The sequence below is a fragment of the Aeromicrobium sp. NPDC092404 genome (assembly GCF_040684095.1).
Classification (GTDB): Bacteria; Actinomycetota; Actinomycetes; order Propionibacteriales; family Nocardioidaceae; genus Aeromicrobium.
Genome location: NZ_JBFBFI010000001.1, coordinates 1,049,569 through 1,066,327, shown reverse-complemented (window position 1 = coordinate 1,066,327; position 16,759 = coordinate 1,049,569). Strand labels below are relative to the sequence as shown.

The following is a 16,759-nucleotide window of genomic DNA, read 5'->3' as shown; positions in this document are numbered from 1 at the left end:
GCATGAGGATCGGCGAGGTCGCCCGGCAGGCCGGGGTCACCATCAAGGCAGTGCGCTACTACGAGTCACTCGGGCTCGTCACGGCGCAGCGACTCGGCAACGGCTACCGCGACTACGACGAGCGCGCCGTGCGCCTCGTCCGCGAGGTGCACGCACTGGGGGCGCTGGGGATCCAGGCAGACCGGACCAGGCCCCTTCCTCGACTGCCTCGTCTCGGGCAACGAGGAGGGCGACGACTACCCTGCGTCCCTCGAGACGTACCGGGCCGCGATCGTTGACATGAGTGCGCGGATCGCCGACCTGACCCAGCGTCGCGACGCACTGATCGCCCTGCTCGCCCGTGCATCGGATCGTGCCGAGCCCTTGTGCGAGCTGACCCCGACGACCCACGACCTCCAGGAGATCCGATGAGCACGCTGCCTTCTGTCACCGACGCGACCTTCGCCGCCGAGGTCCTGGCCTCCGAGACGCCGGTGCTGGTCGAGTACTGGGCCGAGTGGTGCGGCCCGTGCCGCCAGGTCTCGCCCGTGCTCGAGGAGCTCGCCGACGAGTACGGGGTCCGGCTCCGCATGGTCAAGATGAACTCGGACGAGAACGTCGTCACGGCTGCTGCGCAGCGGGTCATGGCGGTCCCGACCCTGCAGGTGTTCCAGCGCGGTGAGCTCGTCGCGTCGATCGTCGGCGCCAAGCCCAAGCGCGCGCTCGCTGCCGAGCTGGACCGGTTGCTCGGCTAGGACGGGCGCCGTCCCGAACGGGCCTCGGGCCATGGGAGAATTGCTCCCATGCTTCGTTGGTTGACCGCAGGTGAGTCGCACGGCCCCGCCCTTGTCGCCGTCCTCGAGGGCTTGCCCGCCGGGGTGCAGGTGACCAGCAAGGACATCCAGGCCGCCCTGGCGCGGCGGCGCCTCGGCTACGGACGCGGTGCCCGGATGGCGTTCGAGCAGGACGAGCTGGAGATCGTCGGCGGCCTGCGGCACGGCGCGTCGATGGGCAGCCCGATCGCGCTGCGCATCGGCAACAGCGAGTGGCCCAAGTGGGAGCAGGTCATGGCGGCCGATCCGGTCGACGCCGACGTCCTCGACGGACTCAAGCGCAACGCGCCCCTGACCCGCCCCCGGCCCGGCCACGCAGACCTAGCCGGCATGCAGAAGTACGGCTTCGACGAGGCCCGGCCGATCCTGGAGCGGGCCAGCGCTCGCGAGACCGCCGCCCGCGTGGCGCTCGGCGAGATCGCCGCCCAGTTCATCCAGCAGACCACCGGCGCGACGATCGTCTCCCACGTCGTCGAGGTGGGCACGGTGCGTGCACCGGCAGGGGTCATCCCCGGACATGGCGACGTCGAGGCGCTCGACGCTGATCCCGTGCGCTGCTTCGATCCCGCGACCAGCGCCGCGATGGTGGCCGAGATCGACCAGGCCCACAAGGACGGCGACACCCTGGGCGGTGTCGTCGAGGTCGTCGTCGAGGGCCTGCCGCCGGGCCTCGGCTCGCACACGCACTGGGACAAGCGCCTTGACGGACGGCTCGCTGCGGCCCTGATGGGCATCCAGGCGATCAAGGGAGTCGAGCTGGGCGACGGCTTCGAGCTGGCCCGCACCCGTGGCTCGCTCGCGCACGACGAGATCGTCCCGACGGCTGACGGCATCCGTCGTGTCTCCGGACGCTCGGGTGGCACCGAGGGCGGCATGACGACCGGGGAGCTCCTCCGCGTCCGCGCGGCGATGAAGCCCATCGCCACCGTCCCGCGCGCGTTGCGCACGGTCGACGTCGAGACCGGTGAGGAGGCCCGTGCCCACCACCAGCGCTCCGACGTGTGCGCCGTGCCCGCTGCCGGTATCGTCGCCGAGGCCATGGTCGCGCTCGTCGTCGCCGACGCGATCCTCGAGAAGTTCGCCGGCGACGCGGTCGTGGAGACCCGCCGCAACGTCGAGGGCTACCTCGCGAACCTGAGGCACCGTTGAGCCCCGTCGTCGTCCTCGTCGGTCCGCCCGGCGCGGGCAAGACGACCGTGGCCCAGGCCTTGGCCGATCGGTTGGGCCTGGCGTTCCGCGACACCGACCAGGACGTCGAGGCCCGTGAGGGCATGTCGGTGCAGGACATCTTCGTCGACCACGGCGAGGCGCACTTCCGCGCACTGGAGGAGAAGGCCGTCGCCGCGGCGCTCAGCGACCACGACGGCGTGCTGGCCCTCGGGGGAGGTGCCGTGCTCAGCCCGGCGACCCGCGAGCAGCTGGCGCAGCACCGCGTGATCTTCCTCGACGTGAGCCTGCCGGCGGCCGTGGCCCGGGTCGGCATGAACGCCAACCGACCGCTGCTGCTCGGCAACGTGCGCGCGCAGATGAAGAACCTGATGGACCAGCGTCGCCCCCTCTACGGCGAGGTCGCACGCTTCACGATCGTCACCGACGATCTCGACGCCGCCCAGGTCACCGACCGGGCCCTGCAGCTGATCGACGAGGACTCCGCATGACGACCCGCCTGACCGTGCCGACCGACCGCCCGTACGACGTGGTGATCGGCAACGGCGTGCACGAGCAGCTGCGCGGACTCGTCGGGTTCGGCCTCGGCGTGCTGCGCGTCGCGATCATCCACTCACCGACGATGGCCAAGCAGGCCGAGGTCCTGCGTGAGCCGCTCGTCTCCGACGCGCTCGAGGTGCACCTCATCGAGGTGCCCGACGGCGAGCAGGCCAAGAACTCCGACGTGCTGGCGTTCTGCTGGAAGGTGCTCGGCGAGAACGGGTTCACCCGGAGCGACGTCATCGTCGGGCTCGGCGGGGGAGCGACGACCGACCTCGCCGGGTTCGTGGCGGCCAGCTGGCTGCGCGGCGTGCGGTTCGTCAACGTCCCGACGACCGTCCTCGGCATGGTCGACGCCGCGGTCGGCGGCAAGACCGGGATCAACACAGCCGAGGGCAAGAACCTCGTCGGCGCGTTCCACGAGCCGGTCGGCGTGCTGTGCGACCTCGACGTACTGCAGAGCCTGCCGGCCGCGGAGCTGCGCAGCGGGCTCGCCGAGGTCGCCAAGTGCGGCTTCATTGCCGATCCCACCATCCTCGACCTGATCGAGGCCGCGCCCGAGGCCGCGACCGATGCCACCTCGCCGATCGTCGCCGAGCTCATCGCGAAGGGCATCACCGTCAAGGCCCGCGCGGTCGCCGGCGATCTGCGTGAGACGGGCGAGGACGGCCAGATCGGCCGTGAGGCGCTCAACTACGGGCACACCTTCGGGCACGCGATCGAGCGCTTCGAGCACTATCGCATCCGCCATGGCGAGGCGGTCGCCATCGGGATGGTCTACGTCGCGGAGGTGGCGCACCGGGCGGGCCGCATCGATCAGGCCCTCCTCGACCGTCACCGCTCGATCCTGGGCACGCTCGGTCTCCCCATGACGTACCGTCCGGGCATCTGGGAAGCCCTTTCGTCGACCATGCGGCTGGACAAGAAGACCCGAGGCGACCAGCTGCGATTCGTGGTCCTCGACGGGCTGGCCAGGCCGACGATCCTCGCCGGTCCCGACGAGGAGCTCCTGCTCGACGCCTACCGGGCCGTCTCGTCGTGACGGCGGCGGACCGCCGCTCCCGCCTCGTGGCGGAGCTGGTCGATCGCGGCCTCGACGGGGTGATGGTCACGACGCTCGTCAACGTCCGCTACCTGACCGGGTTCACCGGGTCCAACGCCGCGCTGGTCGTGCCCCGCGACGGCGCGCCCGTCTTCCTGACGGATGGGCGCTACCGGGACCAAGCGGCCCAAGAGCTGCCGGACGTCGAGCACCGCATCGGTCGTGACCTGCTGGGCATGGCCGTCGAGGTGATGACCGGCGCCACCTGGGCGGCCGAGACGCACACGATGAGCGTCGACGCGCACGTCCGTCTCGGGGAACTGGCCCCCGAGACGTCCTTCGTGCCGGCCGAACGCCTCGTCGAGTCCCTGCGCGTGGTCAAGGACGACTCGGAGATCGCCGCGCTCCGCCGGGCCTGTGACATCTCGACCCGCGCCCTGGAGGCCCTGATCGAAGGGCCGCTGGTCGGACGTACCGAACGGGCCGTCGCGCGCGATCTCGAGAACCGGATGCTGGACCTCGGCGCCGAGGCGATCGCCTTCGAGACGATCCTGGCAGCCGGCGAGAACTCCGCCATCCCGCACCACAGCCCCACGGACCGGGTCCTGGCGACCAGCGACTTCGTCAAGGTCGACTTCGGCGCTCGGGTCGACGGCTACCACGCCGACTGCACCCGCACGTTCGTGCTGGGCAGGGCCGACGACTGGCAGCGCGAGGTCCACGCCGCCGTGCGGGCGTCCCAGGCCGCCGGCCTCGAGGCCCTGACCGAGGGGACCGCGATCGCCGATTCGTACGCTGCGGCGACGTCGTCGCTCGAGGCATCAGGCTGGCTGCACGCGTTCACGACGGGCCTCGGGCACGGGGTCGGCGTCGAGATCCACGAGGACCCGTTCATCGGGCCCGCGCAGACAGGTAAACTGGCTAGTCGCACTGTCCTCACGATGGAGCCGGGCATCTACGTCCCGGGTCGTGGGGGAGTGCGTATCGAAGACACCGTCCTCGTGACCACGGGCAGCCCCGAGGTGCTCACCACGATGACCAAAGACCTCCTGGAGATCGGCTGATGGCCACCACGAACGACATCAAGAACGGCATGGTCCTCGACCTGGACGGACAGCTCTGGTCCGTCGTGTGGTTCCAGCACCACAAGCCCGGCAAGGGCGGCGCGATGGTCAAGACGACCCTCAAGAACGTCATGAGCGGCAAGACCGTCGACAAGACCTTCAACGCCGGCACCAAGATCGACACGGCCAACGTCGACAAGCGTGACTTCCAGTACCTCTACCACGACGGCGACTCGTACGTCTTCATGGACAAGACGACGTACGACCAGGTCAACATCTCCGACGCCGTCGTCGGTGATGCCAAGGACTACATGCTCGACAACCAGGACGCGATGGTCGCGATGCACGAGGGCGTGCCCCTCTACATCGAGCTGCCGGCGTCGGTCGAGCTGCTCGTCGAGTACACCGAGCCGGGCCTGCAGGGCGATCGCTCGAGCGGCGGCACCAAGCCCGCGCGCCTCGAGACCGGCAAGGAGATCCAGGTCCCGCTCTTCATCGTCAACGGCGAGAAGGTCAAGGTCGACACCCGCGACGGCAGCTACCTCGGTCGCGTGTCGTCCTGATGTCAGCCCGCACCAAGTCCCGCAAGCGCGCGCTCGACATCCTCTTCGAGTCCGAGGCGCAGAGCCTGCCGACCGGCGGCACCCTCGCCGACCGGCGGGGTGACGCCGAGTATCCCGTCAACGACTACGCCGTCCAGCTCATCGAGGGCGTCGTGACGCACCGTGACCGCCTCGACGAGATCATCGCCGAGAACGCCAAGGACTGGACGCTCGACCGCATGCCGGCCGTCGACCGCAACCTGTTGCGCATCGGGGCGTACGAGATCCTCTACGTCGACGACGTGCCCGATGCGGTCGCGGTCAGCGAGGCCGTGAGCCTCGCGAGCGACCTGTCGACTGACGAGTCGCCGTCGTTCGTCAACGGTCTGCTGAGCAGGATCGTCGAGCTGAAGCCCACGCTCACCGCCTGATTCCTGTGTCGCTGGACACATGGGCGACAAATACGTTGGCCGGTACGTCATAACCGCTGCGGTTCCCACTCTCCATCCCTGAGGCCTACAGGTCTCATCGGGGAATCGAGGCCCACAGGCCTCAGTGGAGACAGGGGAATCCGTGATCACTGACGAGCTCATCGATCGCATGGCCGAGAAGTGCATCCTGAACAATGACGACTTCGACGCCGCCGTGCTGGACCTGCGTCCCAAGCGCATCCAGACCGTCAACCTGCACCACCTGGCGCTCGCGGCCAAGTCCAAGGACTTCGCCAAGACGATCGACGAGGCCGACTTCATCACGGCCGACGGCTGGCCCATCGTCTCGCTGATGCGTTCCCGTGGCATCGACCCGGCCCGGGTGACCGGCTCGGAGTTCATCGAGCGGATGCTCGCGGGGCGCCAGTTCCACGGCAAGAACGCGGCAATCCTGGGCGCCGACCGTCACGTCGGCTACGACTTCCGCGGCCAGCTCCACGACTCCGGCCTGCACGTGGTCTTCCGCGAGCACGGCCAGCGCGGCGACTGGAAGCCCAAGCGCCTGGCCAAGAAGCTGCAGAAGTACGGCGTCGACCTCCTGATCGTCGCCGTGACGCCACCGTTCGGCGACATGATCGGCGAGGAGGTCCGGCGCGCCGGGTTCGGCGGCGTCGTGCTCAACGTCGGCGGCGCCGTCAACATGGTGACCGGCAACGCGACCATGGCGCCCCACTGGGTGCGCACGCTCAAGATCGAGTGGTTCTACCGCCTGGCCCAGGAGCCGCGGCGGTTGTTCCGGCGCTACTTCATCGAGTGCCTGCCGGTGTTCCTCAAGGTCATCCTGCCGAGCTACCTGCGTCGCAACCGGGTCTGACCGACCCCTAAGAACCGTGGCGTTGGGGGCTTTCTCCCTCCCGTTGCACCGCCCCCAACGTCACGCCTTGCTCCTGCCCGCTGCCAACGGATTCGGCACCTCCTTCGAGGGCTCGGGCGTCGTGCACTCGACCGGGGGATCGACGCCGACCTGGGCCTCGGGGTGCCCCTACCGTCGCGCAGCAATCGGGCCAGGACGCCGTGAGCCGCGTCCCGATCGCGTAGGGAGCGCTGCTAGGCTGAGCCGCAACATCGACATCCTTTAACGGCCGTCCCGAGAGGCGGAGAAGGAGGTCAGACATGGTCGCGTCCGATGGCGCCCCCCGTGCTGACGCAGCGCACGATCCCCGAGTGGTGGACGCACCCGCTCGAACCGTCCTGGACGACAAGGACATCTCCCGCGCGTTGACCCGCATCACGCACGAGATCCTCGAGCGCAACCGCGATGCCTCCGACATCGTGCTGCTCGGCATCCCGACGCGCGGGGTCCACCTGGCCAGGCGCATCGCGACGCGGATGTCCGAGGTCGAGGGCCGCACCATCACGGCCGGGGCACTCGACATCACGATGTACCGCGACGACCTGCGCCTCAAGCCGGCCCGGGCGCTCGAGCACACCGAGATCCCCGACGACATCGACGGCAAGATCGTCGTGCTCGTCGACGACGTGCTGTTCTCCGGCCGGACGATCCGGGCTGCGCTCGACGCGCTCAACGAGCTCGGCCGGCCCAAGGCCGTCCAGCTCGCCGTCCTGATCGATCGCGGCCACCGCGAGCTGCCGATCCGGGCCGACTTCGTGGGCAAGAACCTGCCGACGTCGCTGGTCGAGAAGGTCAAGGTCGCGCTCACCGAGTCCGACGACCGTGATGCGGTCGACATCAGGGGAGGAGCGGCATGAGCGAGCGCCAGCGAGTGAACAACGGGGCGGTCATGCCGCTCCTTCCTCATCCTGGCTTCTCCGAGGGAGGAGCGGCATGACGTTCACGCACCTGCTCAGCGCGGGCGACCTCGACCGCACGGACGCGATCCGCATCCTCGACACCGCCGAGGAGCTCCTCGGCGTGGCGAGCCGGCCGATCAAGAAGCTGCCGACGCTGCGTGGCCGCACGGTCGTCAACCTGTTCTTCGAGGACTCGACCCGCACCCGCATCTCGTTCGAGGCCGCCGCCAAGCGACTCAGCGCCGACGTCATCAACTTCTCGGCCAAGGGCTCGAGCGTCTCCAAGGGTGAGAGCCTCAAGGACACCGCGCTGACCCTGCAGGCCATGGGTGCCGACGCCGTCGTCATCCGGCACCAGCACTCCGGCGCCCCGCACCGCCTGGCGAATGCCCGGTGGACCAACGGCGCCGTCATCAACGCCGGCGACGGCACGCACGAGCACCCCACGCAGGCCCTGCTCGACGCGTTCACGATGCGCCGGCACCTGGGTGACCTCGAGGGCAAGAACATCACGATCGTGGGAGACGTCCTGCACAGCCGGGTGGCCCGGTCCAACGCGCTGCTGCTCGACACCCTGGGCGCCAACGTCACGCTGGTCGCCCCGCCGACGCTCCTGCCGGTCGGCGTCGGCACGTGGCCGGTCGAGACGTCGTACGACCTCGACTCGTCGCTCGAGAAGGCCGACGCCGTCATGATGCTGCGGGTGCAGCAGGAGCGCATGAACGCCGCGTTCTTCCCCAGCGCCCGTGAGTACAGCCGTCGCTACGGACTCGACACGACGCGGCTCGGCCGACTGCCGGACCACGCGATCGTCATGCACCCCGGCCCGATGAACCGCGGCATGGAGATCACCGCCGACGTCGCCGACCACGTGCGCTCGGTCATCGTCGAGCAGGTCACCAACGGCGTCGCCGTGCGCATGGCCGTCCTCTACCTCCTCCTCGGCGGCGCGGCCGGGGAACCCGAAGCAAGCGAAGACTCCACGAACGAAGGACGTGCATGAGCATCCTGATCCAGAACGTCAGTCGCCTGGGTGAGGAGGTCGTCGACATCGCGATCGAGGACGGCGTCATCACCGGGATCGGCACCGGGCTCTCAGGTGACGAGACGATCGATGCGACCGGTCTGGTCGCGCTGCCGGGCCTGGTCGACCTGCACACGCACGTGCGCGAGCCGGGCCGCGAGGACGCCGAGACCGTCCTGACCGGCTCCAAGGCCGCCGCGCGCGGTGGCTTCACCTGCGTCCACGCGATGGCCAACACCGACCCCGTCGCGGACACCGCCGGCGTCGTCGAGCAGGTGTGGCGCCTCGGTCGCGAGGGTGGCTACTGCGACGTGCAGCCGGTCGGCGCGGTCACGATCGGCCTCGGCGGGTCCCGCCTGGCCGAGCTCGGCGCCATGGCGGACTCCGCCGCCGGCGTCCGGGTGTTCTCCGACGACGGCAAGTGCGTCTCGGACGCCGTGATCATGCGCAGGGCGCTGGAGTACGTCAAGGCGTTCGACGGCGTCATCGCGCAGCACGCGCAGGAGCCCCGCCTCACCGAGGGCGCGCAGATGAACGAGGGCCCGCTGTCGGGTGAGCTCGGTCTGACCGGGTGGCCCGCCGTCGCAGAGGAGGCGATCATCGCCCGCGACGTCCTGCTCGCCGAGCACGTGGGGTCACGCCTGCACGTGTGCCACCTGTCAACCCGCGGCTCCGTCGAGATCATCCGCTGGGCCAAGGGGCGCGGCATCGACGTGACCGCAGAGGTCACGCCGCACCACCTCCTGCTGAGCGACGACCTCGTGCGCAGCTACGACCCGATCTACAAGGTCAACCCGCCGTTGCGGTCCAACGACGACGTCGCCGCCGTGCGCGAGGGGCTGGCCGACGGCACGATTGACATCGTGGCCACGGATCACGCGCCCCACCCGATGGAGGACAAGGAGTGCGAGTGGTCGGCCGCGGCCTTCGGCATGCTCGGCCTCGAGACGGCGCTGTCGGTCGTGCAGCAGACCATGGTCGACACCGGGCTGCTGACCTGGGCCCAGGTGGCCGAGAGGATGTCGGCCAGACCCGCCTCGATCGGCCGCGTGGGCAACCAGGGTCGTCCGCTCGAGGTGGGGGAGCCGGCCAACATCGTGCTGGTCGATCCCACCGCGTCCCGCGTCATCGACGCCCGCGACAGCGCTTCGCTGTCCCGCAACAACCCGTACGCCGGACTGACGCTGCCGGGCGAGGTCGTCGCGACGTTCCTGCGCGGCAGACCCACGGTCCGCGACCGCGCCCTCGTGGAAGGTGTGATGGCATGAGCGTCACCGAAGCGATCCTCGTGCTCGAGGACGGGCGGGTGTTCCGCGGTGAGTCGTTCGGCGCCGTCGGCGAGACGATCGGCGAGATCGTGTTCTCGACCGGGATGACCGGCTACCAGGAGACCCTGACCGACCCGTCCTACAAAGGTCAGATCGTGGCCATGACGGCACCGCACATCGGCAACACCGGGGTCAACGACGAGGACTTCGAGTCCCGCCGCATCTGGGTCGACGGCTACATCGTCCGTGATCCGGCCCGTGTGCGCAGCAGCTGGCGCTCGAACCGCTCGCTCGACGACGAGCTGGCCGCACAGGGCGTCGTCGGGATCTCCGGCGTCGACACGCGGGCGCTCACCCGGCACCTGCGAGAGCGCGGCGCGATGCGAGGCGGCATCAGCTCGGCCTCCACCGAGGTCGACGCGCTGCTCGCCAAGGTCACGGCCGCTCCCGGCATGGCGGGCGCGAGCTTCCTCGCCGACGTCACGACCAGCGAGACGTACGTCGTGCCGGCCGTCGGCGAGACCCGGCTCAAGGTCGCGGCGATCGACCTCGGCATCAAGCGCATGACCCCGCGGCGCATGGCGGAGCGAGGCATCGAGGTGCACGTCATGCCGGCCACCACGACGTACGAGCAGATCGCTGCGCTCGAGCCCGACGGTGTCTTCATGTCCAACGGACCCGGCGACCCGGCGACCACCGACCACGTCACTGCGGTGCTCAAGCAGGTCCTCGAGGCGCGCATCCCCTACTTCGGCATCTGTCTGGGCAACCAGGTGTTCGGCCGGGCGCTCGACCGCGGCACCTACAAGCTGGTCTACGGCCACCGTGGCATCAACCAGCCGGTGCAGGACCTCACGACGGGCAAGGTCGAGATCACGGCCCACAACCACGGGTTCGCGGTCGACGCACCGCTCGAGGGAACCTTCGAGACTCCGTACGGCCCGGGGCGCGTCACGCACGTGTGCCTCAACGACAACGTGGTCGAGGGGCTCGCGCTGCTCGACCAGCCGGCCTTCAGCGTCCAGTACCACCCGGAGGCCGCGGCTGGCCCGCACGATGCGGCCTACCTCTTCGACAGATTCGTGGATCTCATGAGCAACGCGAAGGCAGGTGTCTGATGCCGAAGAGATCGGACATCAAGAGCGTCCTGGTCATCGGATCGGGACCCATCGTGATCGGGCAGGCGGCCGAGTTCGACTACTCCGGCACCCAGGCCTGCCGCGTGCTGCGTGAGGAGGGCCTGCGGGTCATCCTCATCAACTCCAACCCGGCGACGATCATGACCGACCCGGAGTTCGCCGACGCGACCTACGTCGAGCCGATCACCCCGGAGTTCGTCGAGAAGGTCATCGCGCAGGAGCGGCCCGACGCTCTGCTCGCGACGCTCGGCGGCCAGACCGCGCTCAACGCCGCGATCCAGATGCACGAGGCGGGCGTGCTCGAGAAGTACGGCGTCGAGCTCATCGGCGCGTCGATCGCCGCGATCGAGAAGGGCGAGAACCGCGAGTCCTTCAAGGCCGTCGTCGAGACGCTCCCCAAGGAGTGGGGGGCCGAGTCGGCCCAGTCCATCATCTGCCACACGATGCAGGAGTGCCTGGACGGCGTCGAGGGCCTCGGCGGCTATCCCGTGGTCGTCCGGCCGTCGTTCACGATGGGCGGCAGCGGCTCCGGACTGGCGTACGACGAGGAGGACCTGCACCGCATCGCGGGCTCCGGCCTGGCGCTCAGCCCGACCACCGAGGTGCTCCTCGAGGAGTCGATCCTCGGCTGGAAGGAGTACGAGCTCGAGGTCATGCGCGACACGGCCGACAACGTCGTGATCGTCTGCTCGATCGAGAACCTCGACCCGATGGGCGTGCACACGGGCGACTCGATCACGGTCGCGCCGGCCATGACGCTGACGGACGTCGAGTACCAACGCCTCCGTGACATCTCGATCGGCATCATCCGCGAGGTGGGCGTCGACACCGGCGGCTGTAACATCCAGTTCGCGGTCAACCCCGAAGACGGCCGCATCGTCGTCATCGAGATGAACCCGCGCGTCTCCCGCTCGTCGGCGCTGGCGTCCAAGGCCACGGGCTTCCCGATCGCCAAGATCGCCGCCAAGGTCGCGATCGGCTACACCCTCGACGAGATCCCCAACGACATCACGCAGGAGACGCCGGCCTCGTTCGAGCCGACGCTCGACTACGTCGTGGTCAAGGTGCCCCGGTTCGCGTTCGAGAAGTTCCCGGCCGCCGACGCCACGCTGACGACGCACATGAAGTCGGTCGGCGAGGCGATGGCGATCGGCCGCAACTTCACCGAGGCCCTCCAAAAGGCTCTGCGATCGCTGGAGAAGCCGCAGGCGGTCTTCGACTGGCACAAGGAGTGGGTCGACCTCGACAAGGAGGCCCTGCTCCAGGAGATCGCGGTCCCGCACGACGGCCGGCTCAAGAAGGTCATGGACGCGATCCGGGCCGGCGCGACGCCCCAGGAGATCTTCGACTCGACCAAGATCGATCCGTGGTTCGTCGACCAGCTGGCGCTGATCAACGAGATCGCCGTAGAGCTGACGAGCGCCAACGAGCTCTCGCCGGCCCTGCTGCGCCGGGCCAAGCGCCACGGGTTCTCCGACGCACAGATCGGCAAGATCCGGGGCCTGAGCGAGGACGTCGTCAGGGGAGTGCGCCATGCCCTCGGCGTACGCCCGGTCTACAAGACCGTCGACACGTGCGCCGCCGAGTTCTCCGCCAAGACGCCCTACCACTACTCGTCGTACGACGAGGAGACCGAGGTCGAGCCACGCACCAAGCCGGCCGTGCTGATCCTCGGCAGCGGCCCCAACCGCATCGGGCAGGGCATCGAGTTCGACTACTCGTGCGTGCACGCCGCGTTGGCCCTGTCCGAGGTCGGCTACGAGACGATCATGGTCAACTGCAACCCCGAGACCGTCTCGACCGACTACGACACCTCTGACCGGCTCTACTTCGAGCCGTTGACCCTCGAGGACGTCCTGGAGATCGTCCACGCGGAGCAGCAGGCCGGTCCCGTCGTCGGCGTCATCGTGCAGCTTGGCGGTCAGACACCGCTCGGGCTGGCGGCCGGGCTCGAGGCGGCGGACGTCCCCATCGTCGGCACGCAGCCGGCGGCGATCGACCTGGCGGAGGAGCGCGGTGCGTTCAGCCGGGTGCTCGACGCCGCGGGCCTGCCGGCGCCCAAGAACGGCATGGCCACCTCGTTCGACAACGCCCGGGAGATCGCCGAGGAGATCGGCTACCCGGTGCTGGTGCGTCCGTCGTACGTCCTGGGTGGCCGGGGCATGGAGATCGTCTACGACGAGGGCACGCTCAAGGACTACATCGGGCGGGCGACCGAGATCTCGTCGGAGCGGCCGGTGCTGGTCGACCGGTTCCTCGACGACGCGATCGAGATCGACGTCGACGCGCTGTACGACGGCACCGAGCTGTTCCTCGGCGGCGTCATGGAGCACATCGAGGAGGCCGGTGTGCACTCCGGCGACTCGGCGTGCGCCCTCCCGCCGATCACGCTGGGCGACACCGAGGTGCAGCGCATCCGCGAGTCGACCGAGGCGATCGCCAAGGGCGTCGGCGTGCGCGGGCTGATCAACATCCAGTTCGCGCTGTCGTCGGACATCCTCTACGTCATCGAGGCCAACCCCCGCGCGTCGCGCACGGTCCCGTTCGTCTCCAAGGCGACGGCCACTCCGCTCGCCAAGGCGGCCGCCCGCCTGATGCTGGGGGAGTCGATCGCCGAGCTGCGCGCGGCCGGCATCCTGCCGACCTCCGGCGACGGCGGCAAGCTGCCCGACAACGCGCCGATCGCGGTCAAGGAGGCGGTCATGCCGTTCAACCGCTTCCGGACGTACGAGGGCCGCTACGTCGACACGCTGCTGAGCCCCGAGATGCGCTCCACGGGCGAGGTCATGGGCTTCGACGCGGGCTTCGGCACGGCGTTCGCCAAGTCGCAGGCCGGCGCGCAGAACGGCCTGCCGACCTCGGGCAAGGTCTTCGTGTCGGTCGCCAACCGCGACAAGCGACACATGATCTTCCCGGTCAAGCGGCTCGCGGACCTCGGCTTCGAGATCCTCGCGACGAGCGGCACGGCTGTGGTGCTCGCGCGCAACGGCGTGACGGCGACCGTCATCCGCAAGCTCAACGAGGAGCCCCTCCCGGGCCAGGTGCGCAGCACGATCGTCGACAAGATCCACGAGCAGGACGTGCAGCTCATCATCAACACCCCGCACGGCGTGACGACCGGTGGCAGCCCTCGCATCGACGGCTACGAGATCCGCACCGCGGCGGTCGCCGAGGGCATCCCGTGCATCACGACGGTGCAGGGCCTCGCGGCGGCCGTCCAGGGCATCGAGGCGCTCATCGAGGGCCGGATCGGCGTCCGGTCGCTGCAGGACTGGGGCCGCATCGTCACCGAGGGACGTACGGCATGAGCTTCGGGTCACGGGCCCGCGCGGCCATGGCGGCGTACGGTCCGGCATGCGTCGGCATCGACCCCCACGCCTCGCTGCTCGCGGACTGGGGTCTGCCGGACGACGTCGAGGGCCTCGACCGCTTTGCCACGATCTGCGTCGAGGCGTTCGCCGGCCACGTCGCGTTCGTCAAGCCGCAGTCGGCGTTCTTCGAGCGATTCGGGGCCCGCGGCCTGGTGGTGCTGGAACGGACGATCCAGGACCTGCGCCACACGGGATCGCTCGTGATCCTCGACGTCAAGCGCGGTGACATCGGATCGACCGCCGCCGCCTACGCCGACGCCTACCTCGACGAGGACGCCCCGATGGCGGCCGACGCCATCACCGTGAGCCCGTTCCTCGGCTTCGGGTCGCTGCAGCCGTTCTTCGACGTGGCCGCCAAGAACGACGCGGGCGTCTTCGTCCTCGCGCTGACCTCCAACGCGGAGGGGCCCGAGGTGCAGCACGCGCTCAACGGCAGCACCACGGTCGCCGGCGGGATCCTGGCCAACCTGGCCGAGCTCAACGCCGGTCAGCACCAGATGGGACCGTTCGGGGCGGTCGTGGGTGCCACGATCGGAGCCGCGACCGAGGACCTGGCGATCAACGGCCCGCTGCTGGTGCCGGGGCTCGGTGCGCAGGGCGGGACGGCGGACGACATCCGGCGCCTGTTCGGTCCGGTCATCGACAACGTCATCCCGTCGACGTCGCGAGGCGTGCTCGCCGCCGGCCCGGACGTCCAGGCACTCCGCGATTCGGCGGCCCGCGTCAATGCCGAACTTGTAGGGTCATAGCGTTCAGGGTCCACCGCCTCCCGAGGAGTCCATGCATGAAGAGAACTGCCACCGTTCTGGTCACGACGATCGTCGGGATCACGACGTTGTCGGCCTGCGGCGGTGGCGGGGACCCCTACTGCGACGCGGTCGACAAGAACAAGTCGACGCTCAACTCGTTCGGGGAGCAGCGCACCGATGCGGCGTACGCCAACTACGCCAAGGTGCTCTCCAGCATCGGCAAGGACGCGCCGGCGTCGATCAAGAAGGACTGGACGAAGCTGTCGAGCGTCACGACCGGCGTCCTCGACGCGCAGAAGAAGACCGGCCTCAAGCTCGAGGAGATGGCCGACACCGCCAAGGTCAAGAAGCTCAGCGACGCGCAGCTCAAGGAGCTCAACGCGGCCTACAAGACCTTCAACGAGACGGCCGACGAGCGCAACGCCGTGGTCAAGAACGTCAAGCAGGAATGCAAGATCAATCTCAAGTAGAACCGTCATTCCAACAGATGAGGTGAGGCAAGTGGCACTCCCGACATTGACGCCGGAGCAGCGCAAGGCTGCTCTCGCGAAGGCTGCCGCCGCGCGGCAGCTGCGTGCTGAGGTCAAGAACCGCCTCAAGAGCTCGCGTGCGAGCCTGACCGAGGTCATCCAGGAGTCGCGGGCCAACGACGTCATCGCCAAGCTCAAGGTCATCGACCTCCTGCAGTCGATGCCCGGCGTCGGCAAGGTGCGCGCGCAGGAGATCATGCAGCGCATCGGCATCGCCGACAGCCGCCGGCTCCGCGGGCTCGGCGCCAACCAGGTGAAGGCACTGATCGCCGAGTTCGCCGATAGAACAGGCCGCTCTGGCCGTGCCTGACGGGGCGTCGCAACCCGTCACCCGCCCCTCGCGCCTCGTCGTCCTGGCCGGCCCTACAGCGGTCGGCAAGGGCACCGTCGCGGCCTGCGTACGCCGGGAGCACCCGGACATCTGGATCTCGGTCTCCGTCACGACCCGACCGGCTCGGCCCGGCGAGGTCGACGGCGTGCACTACCACTTCATCACGGACGAGGAGTTCGACCGGCTCATCGCCGAGGACGGGCTGCTCGAGTGGGCCGTCGTCCACCGCGCTGCGCGCTACGGCACGCCCCGCGCGGAGGTCGAGAAGCGTCTCGCCGCCGGGACGCCCGCCCTGCTCGAGATCGACCTGCAGGGCGCGCGCCAGGTCCGTGAGCGCATGCCGGACGCGCTGATGTGCTTCCTGGCGCCGCCCAGCTGGGCCGAGCTCGAGCGCCGTCTCGTCGGGCGGGGGACCGAGGGACCGGAGGAGCGGGAGCGCCGGCTGGCGACGGCCCGCACGGAGCTCGCGGCCGAGGCCGAGTTCGACGTGACGATCGTCAACACCGATGTCGAGACCGCTTGCCAGGAATTGGTAGACTTGTTCAGATCCGGCACGAGCCGGATGCATTCCTAACTCTTTCTGTGAGGCTCTCTGTGTCCACGACACGCTCGACTGCCATCGGCATCACCAACCCGCCGCTGGACGATCTTCTGGAGAAGGCGGACAGCAAGTACAAGCTCGTCCTCTACTCCGCCAAGCGTGCCCGGCAGATCAACGCCTACTACTCGCAGCTCGGCGAGGGCCTCCTCGAGTACGTCGGACCGCTCCTCGAGACCGGTGTCCAGGAGAAGCCGCTGTCGATCGCGCTGCGCGAGATCAACGCCGACCTCCTGACCGTCGAGGACATCGACCCCGAGGCCGAAGCCGCAGCCACCAAGGCCTGATCCACGCTTTCCGAAGTGAGGCGGTTGGTATGACCGAGCGTCAGCTCTCGAG

At 69.2% G+C, this 16,759-nt stretch carries 20 protein-coding genes; all 20 read left to right on the top strand.

From position 1 onward, the window contains the following. Window positions 1-2 precede the first annotated feature (2 nt). The 20 genes from AB0N22_RS05460 to rpoZ all read left to right on the top strand — a co-directional run bounded on the left by AB0N22_RS05460 (window position 3) and on the right by rpoZ (window position 16,707). Window positions 3-278, top strand: coding sequence for a MerR family DNA-binding transcriptional regulator (locus tag AB0N22_RS05460; RefSeq protein WP_364636945.1), 276 nt, complete (start codon window positions 3-5; stop codon window positions 276-278). A gap of 1 nt (window position 279) precedes the next feature. Beyond that, entirely contained in the window at window positions 280-411 is a 132-nt protein-coding gene (locus AB0N22_RS05455) for a hypothetical protein (RefSeq protein WP_364636943.1), read from the top strand. Continuing rightward, window positions 408-734: a thioredoxin gene (gene trxA, locus AB0N22_RS05450; protein ID WP_364636941.1), complete on the top strand. Its 327-nt coding sequence runs from the start codon at window positions 408-410 to the stop codon at window positions 732-734. Before AB0N22_RS05455 ends, trxA begins: the two co-directional genes overlap by 4 nt. 48 nt (window positions 735-782) lie before the next feature. Next, window positions 783-1,961 (top strand): chorismate synthase, encoded by a 1,179-nt coding sequence (gene aroC, locus AB0N22_RS05445; RefSeq protein WP_364636939.1) that lies wholly within the window; start codon window positions 783-785, stop codon window positions 1,959-1,961. Beyond that, the gene (locus tag AB0N22_RS05440) at window positions 1,958-2,470 is read left to right on the top strand and encodes a shikimate kinase (RefSeq protein WP_364636937.1); all 513 of its coding nucleotides are present in this window, start codon (window positions 1,958-1,960) and stop codon (window positions 2,468-2,470) included. Before aroC ends, AB0N22_RS05440 begins: the two co-directional genes overlap by 4 nt. Further along, window positions 2,467-3,561, top strand: a complete 1,095-nt coding sequence (aroB, locus tag AB0N22_RS05435; protein WP_364636935.1) for a 3-dehydroquinate synthase — start codon at window positions 2,467-2,469, stop codon at window positions 3,559-3,561. Before AB0N22_RS05440 ends, aroB begins: the two co-directional genes overlap by 4 nt. Next, a complete protein-coding gene (locus AB0N22_RS05430) occupies window positions 3,558-4,625 on the top strand; it encodes a Xaa-Pro peptidase family protein (RefSeq protein WP_364636933.1) in 1,068 nt (355 codons plus the stop codon). Before aroB ends, AB0N22_RS05430 begins: the two co-directional genes overlap by 4 nt. After that, complete coding sequence (gene efp / locus AB0N22_RS05425; RefSeq protein ID WP_364639228.1) at window positions 4,622-5,188, top strand: elongation factor P; 567 nt, start codon at window positions 4,622-4,624, stop codon at window positions 5,186-5,188. The genes AB0N22_RS05430 and efp overlap by 4 nt, the downstream gene beginning before the upstream one ends. After that, window positions 5,188-5,598, top strand: a complete 411-nt coding sequence (gene nusB, locus AB0N22_RS05420; protein WP_364636931.1) for a transcription antitermination factor NusB — start codon at window positions 5,188-5,190, stop codon at window positions 5,596-5,598. The genes efp and nusB overlap by 1 nt, the downstream gene beginning before the upstream one ends. 142 nt (window positions 5,599-5,740) lie before the next feature. Then, window positions 5,741-6,472 carry a WecB/TagA/CpsF family glycosyltransferase gene (locus AB0N22_RS05415; RefSeq protein WP_364636929.1) on the top strand — a complete coding sequence of 244 codons (732 nt, stop codon included), beginning with the start codon at window positions 5,741-5,743 and terminating at the stop codon, window positions 6,470-6,472. Between the two features lie 350 nt (window positions 6,473-6,822). Next, window positions 6,823-7,368 carry a bifunctional pyr operon transcriptional regulator/uracil phosphoribosyltransferase PyrR gene (pyrR, locus tag AB0N22_RS05410; RefSeq protein ID WP_364636927.1) on the top strand — a complete coding sequence of 182 codons (546 nt, stop codon included), beginning with the start codon at window positions 6,823-6,825 and terminating at the stop codon, window positions 7,366-7,368. A 76-nt stretch (window positions 7,369-7,444) separates the two neighbouring features. After that, on the top strand, window positions 7,445-8,413 hold the full coding sequence (locus AB0N22_RS05405) for an aspartate carbamoyltransferase catalytic subunit (RefSeq protein ID WP_364636925.1): 969 nt from the start codon (window positions 7,445-7,447) through the stop codon (window positions 8,411-8,413). Then, on the top strand, window positions 8,410-9,702 hold the full coding sequence (locus AB0N22_RS05400) for a dihydroorotase (RefSeq protein WP_364636923.1): 1,293 nt from the start codon (window positions 8,410-8,412) through the stop codon (window positions 9,700-9,702). The genes AB0N22_RS05405 and AB0N22_RS05400 overlap by 4 nt, the downstream gene beginning before the upstream one ends. Then, window positions 9,699-10,820, top strand: a complete 1,122-nt coding sequence (carA, locus tag AB0N22_RS05395) for a glutamine-hydrolyzing carbamoyl-phosphate synthase small subunit (RefSeq protein WP_364636921.1) — start codon at window positions 9,699-9,701, stop codon at window positions 10,818-10,820. The genes AB0N22_RS05400 and carA overlap by 4 nt, the downstream gene beginning before the upstream one ends. Continuing rightward, window positions 10,820-14,149: a carbamoyl-phosphate synthase large subunit gene (carB, locus tag AB0N22_RS05390; RefSeq protein WP_364636919.1), complete on the top strand. Its 3,330-nt coding sequence runs from the start codon at window positions 10,820-10,822 to the stop codon at window positions 14,147-14,149. Before carA ends, carB begins: the two co-directional genes overlap by 1 nt. After that, window positions 14,146-14,961 (top strand): orotidine-5'-phosphate decarboxylase, encoded by an 816-nt coding sequence (pyrF, locus tag AB0N22_RS05385; RefSeq protein WP_364636917.1) that lies wholly within the window; start codon window positions 14,146-14,148, stop codon window positions 14,959-14,961. The genes carB and pyrF overlap by 4 nt, the downstream gene beginning before the upstream one ends. A 35-nt stretch (window positions 14,962-14,996) precedes the next feature. Beyond that, entirely contained in the window at window positions 14,997-15,431 is a 435-nt protein-coding gene (locus tag AB0N22_RS05380; RefSeq protein ID WP_364636915.1) for a hypothetical protein, read from the top strand. Window positions 15,432-15,462: 31 nt separating this feature from the next. Beyond that, a complete protein-coding gene (gene mihF, locus AB0N22_RS05375; RefSeq protein WP_364636913.1) occupies window positions 15,463-15,801 on the top strand; it encodes an integration host factor, actinobacterial type in 339 nt (112 codons plus the stop codon). After that, window positions 15,794-16,396 (top strand): guanylate kinase, encoded by a 603-nt coding sequence (gene gmk, locus AB0N22_RS05370; protein ID WP_364636911.1) that lies wholly within the window; start codon window positions 15,794-15,796, stop codon window positions 16,394-16,396. The genes mihF and gmk overlap by 8 nt, the downstream gene beginning before the upstream one ends. 20 nt (window positions 16,397-16,416) lie before the next feature. Then, a complete protein-coding gene (gene rpoZ, locus AB0N22_RS05365) occupies window positions 16,417-16,707 on the top strand; it encodes a DNA-directed RNA polymerase subunit omega (RefSeq protein WP_364636909.1) in 291 nt (96 codons plus the stop codon). The last annotated feature ends 52 nt before the right edge of the window (window positions 16,708-16,759 follow it).

Coding starts and splice junctions, on each gene's coding strand:
- carB (WP_364636919.1), top strand. CDS start 10,820: ATGCCGAAGAGATCGGACATCAAGAGCGTCCTGGTCATCGGATCGGGA.
- aroC (WP_364636939.1), top strand. CDS start 783: ATGCTTCGTTGGTTGACCGCAGGTGAGTCGCACGGCCCCGCCCTTGTC.
- pyrF (WP_364636917.1), top strand. CDS start 14,146: ATGAGCTTCGGGTCACGGGCCCGCGCGGCCATGGCGGCGTACGGTCCG.
- AB0N22_RS05460 (WP_364636945.1), top strand. CDS start 3: ATGAGGATCGGCGAGGTCGCCCGGCAGGCCGGGGTCACCATCAAGGCA.
- nusB (WP_364636931.1), top strand. CDS start 5,188: ATGTCAGCCCGCACCAAGTCCCGCAAGCGCGCGCTCGACATCCTCTTC.
- AB0N22_RS05455 (WP_364636943.1), top strand. CDS start 280: ATGAGTGCGCGGATCGCCGACCTGACCCAGCGTCGCGACGCACTGATC.
- carA (WP_364636921.1), top strand. CDS start 9,699: ATGAGCGTCACCGAAGCGATCCTCGTGCTCGAGGACGGGCGGGTGTTC.
- aroB (WP_364636935.1), top strand. CDS start 2,467: ATGACGACCCGCCTGACCGTGCCGACCGACCGCCCGTACGACGTGGTG.
- trxA (WP_364636941.1), top strand. CDS start 408: ATGAGCACGCTGCCTTCTGTCACCGACGCGACCTTCGCCGCCGAGGTC.
- AB0N22_RS05400 (WP_364636923.1), top strand. CDS start 8,410: ATGAGCATCCTGATCCAGAACGTCAGTCGCCTGGGTGAGGAGGTCGTC.
- AB0N22_RS05380 (WP_364636915.1), top strand. CDS start 14,997: ATGAAGAGAACTGCCACCGTTCTGGTCACGACGATCGTCGGGATCACG.
- AB0N22_RS05405 (WP_364636925.1), top strand. CDS start 7,445: ATGACGTTCACGCACCTGCTCAGCGCGGGCGACCTCGACCGCACGGAC.